Source organism: Saccharopolyspora sp. SCSIO 74807 (genome assembly GCF_037023755.1).
GTDB classification, from domain to species: Bacteria; Actinomycetota; Actinomycetes; order Mycobacteriales; family Pseudonocardiaceae; genus Saccharopolyspora_C; species Saccharopolyspora_C galaxeae.
In genome coordinates, this window is sequence record NZ_CP146100.1 from 2,005,848 (window position 1) to 2,018,850 (window position 13,003).

The window sequence follows — 13,003 nt, forward strand, 5'->3', positions numbered from 1 at the left end:
TCGGCCGCAGGGCCGCAGCACCGGGATGGCAGTGTCCGGGCGTGTCCGCGCATCCGAACTCCGCCGCCGGTTCCCCGCTGAGATCGGCTCCCGCGCTGGTCATCGGCATCCTCGGGTTGCTGGCGGCGGTGCTGCTGCCGTTCGCGCCGGTGCTCGCCGACGAGACCACCGTGACGTGGCCGAAAGCGGGCGAGTCCCCGGAATCCACCACCGCGTTCTTCGTCCCGTACGCGCCCGCCGAAACCCACGTCGACGTCCCGTGCCCGGTGGTGCGCGCAGCGCAGGCGCGTCCAGAACCGGCGACGCTGGTCTCCAGCACCAACCCCGGCGCGGCTTCCAAGGGCTTCGCGCTCGTGACCGCCGACGGCGATCTGCTGGTGCAGATCGGCGGCAGGCAGGTGCAGCGCACCCCGATCCCGGCGGGTGACTGCTCGGTGCGGCTCGACGCCACCGGCGACGGCAGCACGGTCCGCGTCGGCGCGAACACCTCGCAGTACCCGCAGGACCGGGTGCGCGAGGTCTTCGCGTTCACCACCGACCTGTCCGGCGATCAAGGCGACGGGATGACGGTCCGGGCGCGGACCAGCACGTGGTTCGAGAGTTCGCCGACCGGCGGGAAGATCGCGCTGATCGCCGTGCAGCTCGCCCTCGCGGCCGCCGCGCTCGTCCTGCTCGGACGGGTGCGGGTGCGTCCCGCGGACTCGTCCGACGAACCGGCGCCGTCCGATTCGTCCACTGCGGACTCGAGTCGCATCCGCCGCTCAATGCGCTGGGGCGTCGACCTGGGGATGCTCGTCGCACTGCTCGCGTGGACGCTGCTCGGGCCGCGCACTCCCGACGACGGGTTCACCGAAGGCATCGTCCGCAACGGGCTCGGCTCCGGCGCGTTCACGAACTACTTCCGCTGGGAGAACGCGGCCGAATCACCGTTCACCGCGGTGCTCCACCTCGTCCAGCCGCTGATCGCGGCGCACGCGAGCCCGCTGCTGCTGCGGGTGCCGAGCCTGATCGCGGTGCTCGCCACCTGGCTGCTGCTCAGCCGCGGTGCACTTCCGGTGCTGCTGCCGGAGCACGCGCGGCGACCATGGGTGCGGGCCCTGCTGGCCGGCGCGCTGCTCGTGTGGTGGCTGCCGTTCGACCTGGGGGTGCGGCCGGAGCCGTTCGTCGCGTTCGGCGCGACTGCCGTGCTCACGTGCGTGCTGCGCGGCCTGCAGCGCGAGAGCCTGCTGCTGCTCGGCTGCGGCGCGCTGGCCACCGGCCTCACCGTGGCCGTGAACCCGGTCGGGCTCACCGCGGCAGCACCGCTGCTGATCCTGGCCCCGCGGATCCGGCGGACGTTGCGCGCATCGGGAGCGCCGTGGGGCGCGTTCGCCCTCATGGCGTGCCTCGCGGCGGTGGGGCTCGTGGCGATGTTCGCCGATCAGTCCTGGTACGGGGTCAGCAGAGCCACCGAGCTGCACCAGTTCTACGGGCCGAACGTGCCGTGGTTCGAGGAGATCCGGCGCTACGAGTACCTGCTGGGCTTCGATGACGAGCAAGGCGGTCTCGGCCGCCGATTGCCGGTGTTGATCACGTTGCCGCTGCTGGCTTGTGCTGGACTGCTGCTCGCGCGCGGCGGGCGCGGGCTGCCCGGCCTGCGCAACGCGCACGTCGCGCCGGTGTCGCTCGCGGTGGCGCTCGGGCTGCTGTGGTTCACGCCGTCGAAGTGGACGCACTACTTCGGAGCGCTCGCGGGCATCGGAGCCGTCGCGTTGACGGCCTCCGCGGTGCTACTGGTGGCCGCGCGGAACGAGCTGGTCGGGTTGTTCGGCAGCGTGCTGCTGGTGATCGGCGTCAGCGTCGCGTTCGCCGGCAAGAACGAGTGGTTCCTCTACGGCGATTTCGGTGTGCCGCACGAGGAAACGCCGTTCGCGCCGTTCAACAGCCCGCTGCTGTGGATCGGGCTCGCAGTGGTGCTGCTGATCTTCGGCAGGCGGCATTGGCGCGCCGCGCTCGGCCGGATGCCCGCGTGGCTCGGCGGGCTGGCCGTCGCGACCGGAGTGGCGGTGCTGCTCGCCTCGTTCGTCATCGCCCCCATCCGGCAAAGCGACGGCTACTCCGTCGGCGGGCAGAACATCGATGCCTTGACCGGCGACGACTGCGGCATCGTGGACGAGGTCGTGACCACCACCGACGTGCGCACGCTGGAACCTTCCGGCGGCACCGACGAATCCACCGGGTTCACCGAGCTCGGCGGCTACGCGAAGAACTCGCCGCCGCCGTCGGCGCCCGGTAGCGGCAGCGCCAAGAACCTCTGGGGCAGCCTCGATGGCGGCGCCGCCGGTACCGGTGAACTCACCACGCGCTGGTTCGGCCTGCCCGAGCTGCGGCAGAACCAGGAACTCACCGTCTCGGCGGCCGGTCGCACCGGCGACGGAAACCGGCTGGTGCTGGAGTTCGGCCGCGACGCCCAGCCGCTCGGGCAGCGGGTGCTGGACGACTCCGGCGACGACCGCGCCGCGCGGCGCACCTATCCCAGCGATCGCGTCGTGGAAGACACGCCGCAGGATCACCCGTCCTGGCGCGAGCTGTCCGTCCGCGACGTGCCGCCGGAGGCGAACACGGTGCGGATCAAGGCCGTCGACGCCACGGTCGACTCCGGCGGGTGGCTCGCCACCACTGGTCCGCGCGTGCGCGACATCGCGCCGCTGCGGGCTTCCCTCGGCCGCGGACCGACCTACGTCGACTGGTCGATGATCTGGGACGCGCCGTGCGTCCGACGCACCCCGCGCGTGTCGGGTGGGCTCGCGCAAGCACCGACGATGCTGCTCACCCCGCCCAAGGAATTGGGATTCGACGGCCAGGCGTCGTTCGTGCGCGAGATCGGCGGGGCCTTCGCGGGCATCCGGCAGGTCGGCCGGGAAACGACCATGGCGACCCGGTTGCTGGGGGCCGAGGACGAGCCGCTGCACCAGGATTGGGGAAGCCTGGTGCAAGTCGACTACCCGATGCGCCGCGACGCCTACGACACCGCGACCAGCTCGCAACGCCGCTGGGGCTGGGAAGGGGACCGGACCCCGCTGGGCTACCCGCCGGCCTGAGACGAATTCCGCCCAATCGGCGCACTGATCGGCTCCGAAATGCACATGTAGACATTTCACCGACCGTGGAGCGCCGCCATGCCGGAGTCCGACTGTCCGCCGCCCGCCCAGCGGGAAGTCCCCGCGGAGGCGGCGATCCTGGTGATCGCCAAAGCCCCCGAACCGGGCAAGGCCAAAACCAGACTGGCGCCCGCGGCAGGCGCTGCGGCCGCCGCCGACATCGCCGCAGCCAGCCTGCTCGACACCCTCGAAGCCGCCGGTGACGTCGCAGGCGGGCGGACGTTCGTCGGGTGGACCGGCGACCTCGGCAACGCGGCGCGCGCCACCGATGTCGCAGAGGCCCTGGCAGGCGTGACGGTGTTCCAGCAACGCGGCGACGGTCTCGGCGAACGGCTCGCCGCCGCGCACAGCGACGTCGCGGCCGCGTTGCCCGGAGCTCCGGTGCTCCAGATCGGCATGGACACCCCGCAGGTCACCAGCGCCCTGCTCGAAGCGGCGCTGGCCCGCCTGGCGCGCGGTCCCGCGCAGCGCCTCCCGGACGCGGTGCTCGGACCCGCCGAGGACGGTGGCTGGTGGGGCCTCGGGCTGCGCGACCCGCGCCACGCCGACGCGCTGCGGAACGTGCCCATGTCCCGGCCGGACACCGGCGAGCACACCCGCTCCGCGTTGCTCGGACGCGGACTTTCGGTGCTGTCGCTGCCCGCGCTCGCCGACGTGGACACGATCGACGACGCCCACCAGGTCGCCGCGCTCGCCCCGCGAACCCGCTTCGCCGCCGCACTGAGCGACGTGCCCGCGCCGGTCGGGGAGGCGCGTTGAGCGCCGCGTTCGACGCCGTCCTGCAGGGCCGCGCCAGCGTGCTGGAGCACGACAACGGCACCACCACCGAGCTGCAAGTGCGGCGCTGGTTCGCCGATCCCGACGACCTCGATGCCCGGTTGGTGCGGCGCTGCCGCGGCAGCACGCTGGACGTCGGCTGCGGACCGGGCCGGTTCGTCCGCGCGTTGGCGGTCCGCGATGTACCGGTGCTGGGGCTCGACACCTCACCGGAGGCCGTGCGGCTCACCACCGGACACGGCTGCCGCGCAATGCTGGGCAGCGTTTTCGACGACGTGCCGGACGAAGGCGAGTGGCAGCACGTGCTGCTCGCCGACGGGAACATCGGCATCGGCGGGAATCCCGTCGAACTGCTCGGGCGGGTGCGGGCGCTGCTGCGCCCGGGCGGGACCGCGCTGATCGAGACCGGTTCTCCCGGAACCGGGCTGCGCACCGGCTCCGCACGACTGCACCGCGGTCCGTGGTTCCCGTGGGCCGAGCTCGACACCGACACGCTGCGCCGGTTGGGCGAGGCCGCCGGTTTCGCCCTGATCTGGACGGCGCAGGACCGCCACCGCTGGTTCGCCGAACTCTCCCACGGCTGAGGAAAACCCATGCGCAAACCCGCCTTGCTGTTGTTCGCGATCGCTACCGCGCTCACCGGATGCGCCGCGCCACCCGCGCCGCCTCCTCCCCCACCGCCCGCTGCGCCGCAGCCGCTGCCACCGCCGGCCGAACCCGAGCAAGCGCCCGCGCAGACCGCGGCCGCCGGTGACCTTTCGCTGCCTGCGGGCGCTCCCGAAGGCGCGGTGGTCGAACCGGGCTCGCGCACGCTCGTCGTGGCGCTGCGCGAACCCGACCGGCTCGCCATGGTCGACCTCGACACCCGGCGGGTCGACGTCGTGCCCGCACCCGGGGCGGCCCGGCACCTGGTCACCGGGCGGCCCGGCGAAGTCCTGGTGCTCGGGGAGAACACCGGGCGAGTGGCCCGGGTGGCCGTGCCGAGCGGACAGGTCCTCGGCGAGGTCCCCGTCGGCCCGCAACCGCACGACGCCGCGCAGGTCGGCGAAACCGTGTTCGTGAGCAACGAGATGGGCGGATCCGTCGGTGTGGTGCGCGACGGGCGGATGGTGCGGGAGCTGCCCGGCTTGGCCCAGCCCGGCGGCCTCACCGCCACCGGCGGGCGCATCGCCGCCGTGGACGTCCGCGGCAACCGGCTGCACGTGTTCGACGCGTCGACGCTGCGCGAGGTCGCGGTGCTGCCGGCAGGTCTGGGGCCGAGCCATGTCCGGCCGATCGGCGAAGGCCGCGTAGCGGTGGCCGACACGCGCGGACATGCGGTGCTCACCTTTTCGATCACCGGGCGCCCGCGGCAGCTCGGCGCCGCACCGCTGCCCGGGCGGGCGTACGGCCTGGCAACCGACCCGGCGCGCGGCAGGGCGTACGCGACCTCGGCGAACACGAACCAGCTCGCGGTGCTCGACATCCGGCCGGACGGGACGCCCGCCGCGCCGCGGTTGCTTCCCGCGGTGCAGCAGCCCAACGACGTCGCGGTGGATCCGCGCAACGGCGACGTCTGGGTGGTCGGCACTGCTCGGGCGGAGCTCCAGGTGCTGCCCGCCGCGCGTCTGAGCGGATGACCGACGGTGTCGACACACTTGCCCCGAACAGCGGAGGACCCCCACGCCAGGGGGAGGAGCGCGGGGGTCGGAGGGGATCTCCACAGTCGCTGACCGGGGGTGTGTCAGCGACCTGATTGTGGCACGCGCTCCCTGATTTGGGGAGGGATTCGCGGAGAACCGCACCGCTTGCGCCGGACCCGTTCCCTCTGGCGAAACGCGCAGCGCCGCCGACCGCTCGCGGGCGCCGGCCACCGCCCGTGCGTCCGATGTGGATCGCTTGTCGGGTGTCGCCGGAGCGGGCTCGCTGGGTGATTCCGAAGTGGATCGATCAGAGCGTCTGATTACGCAGCGTCCTAAACGAATCACTCTGTGGGGGGCTGCGGCTGTTGACAGCCTGTGGATAACCTGCGGCCGAAACCCGAGCCGGGGAGGCGTCATGTACGGGTCGCTGGACGTGCGAAAGTTCCTGTGGCAGCAGGAGGAAACCGCCCACCGAGGATCCTCGGCGGTGCCCGCTCCGCGCAGCGGTGAGCCCGCCCGGATCACCGCCGACCAGGTGCACAGAGCGCGCATAGCGGTCGCCCGCAGCGCGGCGGACACCGAGGACTGCCGGCTGCTGCTGGACATGCTCGGACTCGTCCCGGACGACGAGGACGGCGAGCCGCCGGTCATCCGCTGAACCCGCGGCCGCGGCCGGAAACGGTTGCGGTGTCGGCGAACCGCGCTGCGCGGTGTCGGACTCTGCTACTTCGGAGAAGCGCACCGTCCGCGGCCGCGCCTGCTCGGCGGCGAACCCGGGAGCGGATCGGCGATCCGGCGTGCGGAACCTTCCCCGCGAGGCGTGCACCCCCCGGTCGCCCGCCTCGCGGGGGAAGGAACCGGCCGAGCCGCGCCCGGCCTGCGGGAAACATACCGCGAGGTTTCTTTCCCGTTCCGTCCAGGTCACCGCTCGGTCCCGCAGTGGTCACCGGTGTGACACGGGCACGGCGCATGGGCAGCCGACGGTGCAGCGCGGTAACTTCGCGTGGCGTAGTTGATCATCCTTTCGTGGACTGCGTCACCGCATTGGTGAATGTCACCGCTCGCGCAGCGGCGCGGTCCACGTTCCAGCCGCCGGAGCCGCGCCATGCCCCAGCAGCGCCGGGCGCAAGTCACCCGTCGTGCCATCGTCATCGCTGCTGCCGAGGAGTTCGACCGCACCGGCTACGAGGCCACGCCGTTGAGCGCCATCCTTCGCCGCAGCGGCGTCACCAAAGGCGCGTTCTACTTCCACTTCCCGTCGAAGGAGGCGGTAGCCGCCGCGCTGGTCCGCTTCCAGTCGCAGGCGTGGTCGAAGGTCTGGCAGCGCTGGACCGAACGCGGACTCGACCCGCTGACCACCGCGGTCGGCATCGTCGACGAGGCGGTGCGGATCCTGGAGCGGGACGTGGTGATCCGCGCGGGCACGCAACTGGCGCAGCGCGACAACGGCTCCGCGCTGGACTGGGAGCAGCGGCTCGGAGAGCTGTTCCGGCGTTCCGCGCAGCGCGGCCTGCTGCGTTCCGGGGTCGATCCGGTGGCGGCGACCCGCGTGGTGCACGCGGCCCTCGTCGGCGTGCGGGTGCTCGGCGCGCAGCGACGTGCGACCGGCATGACCCAGCAGATCGGCGACGTGTGGCGGGTGATGCTCGGCGGTATCGCCAGCGCGGAGTGGCTGCGGGAGAACCCGTCGGTGAGCGCTCCCCCCGCCGGCCGCTGAGAGCGGCGTCACGCGATCCGGTTTTTCGCCGCGGAGCGCCTCCGAAGCGCTCGCCGACCCCGCTCGGCCACCTCCGCCGGCTGCCCGGCGCCCATCGAAGCACCCCGGCTGAGGCGTGAAAAACGCTGGTCAAAGCGCTACCATTAGGCATTGTCGCGGCCGCTCCGGCGGCCGCGGGAGGGCGGCCCGCGCGCAACGGACCCCCCGGTTTGGAGCCCGCCAAGGTCGTGTCGTAAGCTTTAATCACTCCGAACGGGGCGCCCCGCGAAGGGAAAGCCGGTAGGAGGCAAGGCCGGGTCGGTTCCGAATCGGCCAAGCCCCCATCGTCTAGCGGCCTAGGACGCCGCCCTTTCAAGGCGGTAGCGCGGGTTCGAATCCCGTTGGGGGTACGCTACAACAGCACATGGCCCAGTGGCGCAGTTGGTCAGCGCGCCGCCCTGTCACGGCGGAGGTCGCGGGTTCAAGTCCCGTCTGGGTCGCCAGAGCGATCGGCTGAGGAGCCGGGCGCCACGGCCAGGTAGCTCAGTTGGTACGAGCGTCCGCCTGAAAAGCGGAAGGTCGGCGGTTCGACCCCGCCCCTGGCCACCGCTCAGACCAGCCAAAAAGCCCCACCGGTTGCCGGTGGGGCTTTTTCAGGTCTTCGTTTGAGGTCTCAGTCGCTTCCCCAAGGAAGGCGTTCAGCCTGCCCGCCGCGTCTAGCCGGATCTCGTCGGTGGCGTAGCGCTTCTTCATCGACAACGTCGACCAACCCATCATGTCCATGACGGTCCGGTCGGGGACGCCGAGGACCAGCGGCTGACGCGCCCTGAGCTGAGCACCGATTCCGGTGGGCCCGCTTGTTTCGAATTCCGCCAATGTGCGGGGCTGCTTGGAAGCGGGCGCCTGTGCTCGGCGCGGCTGATCATGCGGTGTGCGTGGTGGGGGAAGACGTGCTGAGCGCTGATCGGCCGCCGGTTCACTGCACGCGGGTCTCACGGACGGACGGGGAGATCGTGTACTTGTACACCCAGACGCCGTGCGGACGCTGGTGATCCTTCACGTACCACGCGGGGGTTTCATCGGCGGGTTCCGAACCGTCTCGCGGCACGGGCAGCGGCGATAGCGGAGCGCCGTCGGCCCCGGCAGGCAGCGTGATCTCCCGGCCGTCCTCGGGGCCACCGAACAGCTCGATCCGAGTGTGCAGGTCCACGGGTGATCCCTCCCAGGGCTGGAGTCTTGCGTGCGGCCACCGGATGAGACCGCGGGCGGCGGTGACAGGTTCCCTTGTCCACACAAACGAGTGAGCATCCGCAAAGTTGCGCGAGAAAGTGAATTACCCCTGAAAGTAGGACGCCCCCGCGCTCAACCGGCCTGGGGGTCACCGGGAGTGCGGGGGCGTTAAGTCCACCCCTGGGGGTCAGGTGGACGCCTTCCAGGTTACTTGGTGGTATGCCGAATGTCTCTAGGTGCAGAGATCTTTTTTCCAGGAGCCCGGTGTGCAACATCACACGATCGGACTAGCGAACCGGACCAGTGCGAGCGCCTGATCGTCGTGCCGTTTCGGTCGCGGCCAGCGGGTTCCGTCCGGGTCTGCCTCCTCGGCTGCGCGCACTCGGTCCAGCACGGCTCGGGGCCCGGCGCGGGACGCCTCCTCGAGCATCGCTGACCAGTCCTCGTAGCTGCCGTACTCCTGCACTCCGCAGGACACACCGTCGGTGGCCGCCAAGGCCGCTCGCACCGCAGGCCGCGGCCAGTCGGCGCGGGCGGCGTGGAACGCTGCTTCGGGGACTGCCTCGGCGACCCAGAAACCTCCGTCGACATTGCGCCAGCGGGACGTGCGATCCATCGACGAACCCAGCGCGCGGCGGTGCCCTGCGCCGAATCCGCCGCCGGAAAGCAGGCGTTCGCGGTAACCGCCGCCGCTGCCCAGCGCCGCGAGCTGGTCGTCGATCACCGGCTGCGGGCCGTCCCCGGTGAACACCACGATCGGGCTGTCCGCGAGAACCAGGGCCTCGACGTGGTCGTCGTCCCAGCGCAACAGCGATGCAGTGCTCGAAGGGGAGGCGCCGGGCCGGAGTTCCCAGGTGTCCGCCACATCGCTGATCGCCTCGGCGAGCACATCCGCCAGGTCCGCGCCCGGAACGGCCAAGCGCGGCCGCAACGCCTCGGCGAGCTGCGCGGCGTACCAGCCTCCGGAGCGTGCCGCCGGGCTCAACGACGTCGCGCCGTCGAGCACCGCCACCGCGTTGGGCAGCACCAGCACCACGTCCTCGCTCCGGCCGGGTCCGGAGAAGTGATCACCGGCCTGTTCCGCGACTTCAACGCTAGGCATGGTCCGATTGTCCGCTGCGGCGCACCGCGACCAACGGCAGCAGCGACTGCGTGAGAACCCCGATCAGCAGGGCGTACACGACGGTCCCGACGCCGACGGAACCGCCCAGCAGCCACCCGGCGGCGAGCACGACGAGTTCGACAACGGTCCGCGCCACCCGCACCGACCAGCCGGTGCGCGCGTGCAAGCCGGTCATCAGGCCGTCCCGCGGCCCGGGGCCGAGCCGGGCGCCGACGTACACCGCAGTGGCCGCGCCGTTCAGCAGTACTCCCCCCACCAGCAACGCGAGCTGCCAGACCAGCGCGTGCGCCTGCGGCAGCACGGCCAGCGCCACATCCACCGACCCGGCTACGACCACGACGTTGGCGACGGTGCCGATGCCCGGTCGCTGCCGCAGCGGCACCCACAGCAGCAGCACGATGATGCTGGTCAACGCCGTGACAGCACCGAAGCTCCAGCCCAGCCGGTTGGTCAGCCCGTCGTGCAGCACGTCCCACGGCGACAATCCGAGCCCGGCGCGGACCATCAACGCCATGCTCGTGCCGTAGAGCCAAAGCCCGATCAGCAGCTGCGGCAGCCGGGCGGCCGGGCGCACTCGCACCGGTATCGGCGAAAGATCCACCTGAGCCGTTGTCGAAGTCATGTTTCGAGAGGTACCCGGGTATTGGTACCGAATACGAGGTCCAATCTGCAATTATTGGACCCATGTCCCGCGTGATCGGTCGAGTCGGCGCCCGCGGTATCGCGGACCTGCTCCAGGACTGGCACTCCGGCCGCCCCAGCTCCCGCGGCCTGCACCGCGCCGTGCGGCGGCTCGTCCTCGACGGCCGGTTGCCGCCCGGTACCCGGCTGCCTGCCGAGCGCGAGTTCGCCGAAGCGCTCGGGGTGAGCCGCACCCTCGTGGTGCGCGCGCTGGAACTGCTGCGCGAAGAGGGTTTCGCGGCCAGCAGGCAGGGATCCGGTTCTTGGGTCCGGCTCCCCGGCGACCGCGCGAACCCCGATCCGGGCGGCTGGCCCCCGGCGACCGGCGAGTTCATCAACCTCGCGCAAGCGACGCTGCCCGCGCCACCGGAGCTGACCACTGCACTGGATCGCGCCCGGTGCCTGCTGCCCGAGTACCTCAGCGGGCACGGCTACCAGGCGTTCGGCCTCCCCGAGCTGCGCGAACTGATCGCCGCGAGCTACGCGCGCCGCGGCCTGCCCACGAACCCGCAGCAAATCCTGGTGACCAACGGCGCCCAGCACGGCTTCGCGCTCGTGCTGCGCGCACTGGTGTCTCCGGGTGAACGGGTGCTGGTGGAGCACCCCACCTACCCGAACCCGCTGCAGGCCATTCGGGGCGTCGGTGCCGAGGCGGTGGCCGTGCCGATGCTCGCGCAGGGGTGGGACCTCGAGTTGATGTCGGCGACGCTGCACCAGGCCAACCCGAAGCTCGCGTACCTGATCCCGGACTTCCAGAACCCGACCGGCATCCGGATGGGCGCCGACGGGCGGGAACGGCTCGCCGGGATGCTGCGCCGGACCAGAACTCCCGCGGTGATCGACGAGACGTTGGTCGATCTGGACCTGACCGACGGCGAAGCGCCCGCGCCGGTGGCCGCGTTCGACGAGGGGCGGGTGATCACGCTCGGGTCGGCGGGCAAGTCGTTCTGGGGCGGTCTGCGGCTGGGCTGGGTCCGGGCGCCGGAGGACCTGGTGCAGCGCCTGCTGCTGGACCGGGCTGCGGTGGATCTCGGCAGTCCAGTCCTGGAGCAACTGCTGCTGACCGAACTGCTCCGCGATCCGGATCCGGTGTTGCGCCGCAGACGCGAAGAGGTGGCGCGGCTGCGGGATGTCTTGATCGCCGAGCTGGCGGAGCACCTTCCCGGCTGGCGGTTCCGCGTTCCGGACGGCGGGCTGTCGTTGTGGTGCAACTTGGGTTCCCCGGTGAGCAGCCGGTTGGTCGTGGCCGCCGAACAGCACGGGCTGCGGCTGGTTCCGGGCAGTCGGTTCGCGGTGCAGGGCTCGCTGGATCGCTATCTGCGGTTCCCGTACACCCTGCCAGCGGAGGAACTCCGGCAGTCGGTGCGGCGGATCGCCGCTGCGGCCGCGCCGCTCGGCGGCACCAGCGGTCCGTGCCCGCTGGACGTTCCGGTGAACTGACGCCCGGCGGTTCGCCCTCCGGCACGGCCCCTCGTCGTGCCGGAGGGCGACCGCGGGCACCCCGGTGCCGCAGGGGCAGTGCGGCACCGGGGCCGGGGCTTCCGGGCGAGTGACAGGTCAGGTCAACATTCGCTCGTCCGGAAAGCGCCCCCGATCCCGTCCGGCCGGGCGCAGGCGGCGGGACGGGAGACTGCGGTTGCGATGTGCGCGCCGGAGGCCCGGCCGGACCCCGGTTCAGTCGGGTGCGGCGGACGGTTCGACCAGAGCGATGCCGCGCAAGGCGGGCGGCTCGGCGTGGCCGCCCGCGGCGCGGGCGGGCCCGGATAGCCGGACTTGCGCGGGCAGGACGGCGTGCGGCCCGCGCAACTCATGTCCCGGCGCGGACGAGGTAGGTGCGGTGATCGTGCTGGGTGCGGGTGGCGGTGGAACCGGCGACGGTTCAGGTGGCGCCTCGTGGTGCGCTTCCGGCGTTTGCACGGCGTCGGGCGGGCTCCAGGCGCTGTCGGCGTGGCCGATGTGTTGCTCTGCCGGACGTGGAGCGACGGCCCGCGGTGGAGCCGGAACGGGGACTTCGGCGTTCGGGCTCGGCTTTTGCGGTGTCAGGGACGTGGTCGCCGGTGGTGCGGAGTTGTCCGGCGAAACGGGCTCGTCGGCCTGCTCGGCGTCGCGCGCAGGTGCCGTGACTTCCTCGCCGAGCGAGGCGTCGATCGGTTCCTGCACGGCCGTGGCCAGCTGGACGTCGGGTTCTTCGACTCGGACTTGTTCGACTTCCGGGGAGCGCGGTTCGGCGATCTCGATCTCGTCCGGCTGCGCGGCTTCGGTTCGCGCGGCGATGTCCGGCATGGCTTCCTGCACCTGCGCGGACACGTCCGGCAACCGTTCCGGCTCGGCCGCCGCGACGCCGGTGCCGAGCAGCCAGGCACCGGCCGCGATGCCCGCGGCGGCGACGGCCCGCGTGGTGCAGGCGCGCAGGCGGGACCAGTGCCTGCGCCGCGCGCAGCTACCGGTCACCTGCACCACCGCCAATTTCCGGCTGCCTGTTTCCTGGCGGCCTGTTCGTCGACTGCTGTCGTTCCGGCTGCTCGGCCGCGGTCCCGGCGGACCGCCTTCTCCGGCCGGCCCGTCTGGCGGCCGGAGCCCGGAACAAGTGGGATCAATGGTCCCCCGCTACAGGATGGTCGGGAGCCCACACCGGTTTCAACCACCCGTACAGGCGGTCTACTGAAGCCGTTCGCAGCGCAGATCACGCGCGTACCGCGACGAGATCCGCGCCGCTTGCCACTACGGTGTGTCC

The 13,003-nt window shown here is 71.9% G+C and carries 11 protein-coding genes and 3 tRNA genes; 10 read left to right on the forward strand and 4 right to left on the reverse strand.

Features of this window, described 5'->3' with window-relative positions; translation table 11 throughout:
* Positions 1-41: 41 nt before the first annotated feature.
* The 9 genes from V1457_RS09025 to V1457_RS09065 all read left to right on the forward strand — a co-directional run bounded on the left by V1457_RS09025 (position 42) and on the right by V1457_RS09065 (position 7,841).
* A complete protein-coding gene (locus tag V1457_RS09025; RefSeq protein ID WP_338602394.1) occupies positions 42-3,080 on the forward strand; it encodes an arabinosyltransferase domain-containing protein in 3,039 nt (1,012 codons plus the stop codon).
* A 78-nt stretch (positions 3,081-3,158) separates the two neighbouring features.
* Positions 3,159-3,899, forward strand: coding sequence for a DUF2064 domain-containing protein (locus V1457_RS09030; RefSeq protein ID WP_338602397.1), 741 nt, complete (start codon positions 3,159-3,161; stop codon positions 3,897-3,899).
* Positions 3,896-4,501 (forward strand): methyltransferase domain-containing protein, encoded by a 606-nt coding sequence (locus tag V1457_RS09035; RefSeq protein ID WP_338602400.1) that lies wholly within the window; start codon positions 3,896-3,898, stop codon positions 4,499-4,501. Before V1457_RS09030 ends, V1457_RS09035 begins: the two co-directional genes overlap by 4 nt.
* 9 nt (positions 4,502-4,510) lie before the next feature.
* A complete protein-coding gene (locus tag V1457_RS09040) occupies positions 4,511-5,536 on the forward strand; it encodes a YncE family protein (RefSeq protein ID WP_338602403.1) in 1,026 nt (341 codons plus the stop codon).
* A gap of 418 nt (positions 5,537-5,954) precedes the next feature.
* Complete coding sequence (locus tag V1457_RS09045; RefSeq protein WP_200068856.1) at positions 5,955-6,197, forward strand: hypothetical protein; 243 nt, start codon at positions 5,955-5,957, stop codon at positions 6,195-6,197.
* A 447-nt stretch (positions 6,198-6,644) separates the two neighbouring features.
* The gene (locus V1457_RS09050) at positions 6,645-7,256 is read left to right on the forward strand and encodes a TetR/AcrR family transcriptional regulator (RefSeq protein ID WP_200068857.1); all 612 of its coding nucleotides are present in this window, start codon (positions 6,645-6,647) and stop codon (positions 7,254-7,256) included.
* A 316-nt stretch (positions 7,257-7,572) separates the two neighbouring features.
* A tRNA-Glu gene (locus tag V1457_RS09055) sits at positions 7,573-7,645 on the forward strand.
* A gap of 16 nt (positions 7,646-7,661) precedes the next feature.
* Positions 7,662-7,738: transfer RNA gene (locus V1457_RS09060), tRNA-Asp, on the forward strand.
* A 29-nt stretch (positions 7,739-7,767) separates the two neighbouring features.
* Positions 7,768-7,841: transfer RNA gene (locus tag V1457_RS09065), tRNA-Phe, on the forward strand.
* Between the two features lie 370 nt (positions 7,842-8,211).
* On the opposite strand, the gene V1457_RS09070 is transcribed toward V1457_RS09065, so the two are convergent.
* The 3 genes from V1457_RS09070 to V1457_RS09080 all read right to left on the reverse strand — a co-directional run bounded on the left by V1457_RS09070 (position 8,212) and on the right by V1457_RS09080 (position 10,210).
* Entirely contained in the window at positions 8,212-8,445 is a 234-nt protein-coding gene (locus V1457_RS09070; protein WP_200068885.1) for a hypothetical protein, read from the reverse strand.
* A gap of 294 nt (positions 8,446-8,739) precedes the next feature.
* Positions 8,740-9,567 (reverse strand): hypothetical protein, encoded by an 828-nt coding sequence (locus V1457_RS09075; RefSeq protein WP_338602410.1) that lies wholly within the window; start codon positions 9,565-9,567, stop codon positions 8,740-8,742.
* Positions 9,560-10,210: a YitT family protein gene (locus V1457_RS09080; protein WP_200068887.1), complete on the reverse strand. Its 651-nt coding sequence runs from the start codon at positions 10,208-10,210 to the stop codon at positions 9,560-9,562. Before V1457_RS09080 ends, V1457_RS09075 begins: the two co-directional genes overlap by 8 nt.
* A gap of 62 nt (positions 10,211-10,272) precedes the next feature.
* Here V1457_RS09080 and V1457_RS09085 point away from each other — a divergent pair, with 62 nt between their 5' ends.
* Positions 10,273-11,709 carry a PLP-dependent aminotransferase family protein gene (locus tag V1457_RS09085; protein WP_338602414.1) on the forward strand — a complete coding sequence of 479 codons (1,437 nt, stop codon included), beginning with the start codon at positions 10,273-10,275 and terminating at the stop codon, positions 11,707-11,709.
* 234 nt (positions 11,710-11,943) lie between these two features.
* On the opposite strand, the gene V1457_RS09090 is transcribed toward V1457_RS09085, so the two are convergent.
* Positions 11,944-12,735 carry a hypothetical protein gene (locus V1457_RS09090; protein ID WP_338602417.1) on the reverse strand — a complete coding sequence of 264 codons (792 nt, stop codon included), beginning with the start codon at positions 12,733-12,735 and terminating at the stop codon, positions 11,944-11,946.
* Positions 12,736-13,003: the final 268 nt, after the last annotated feature.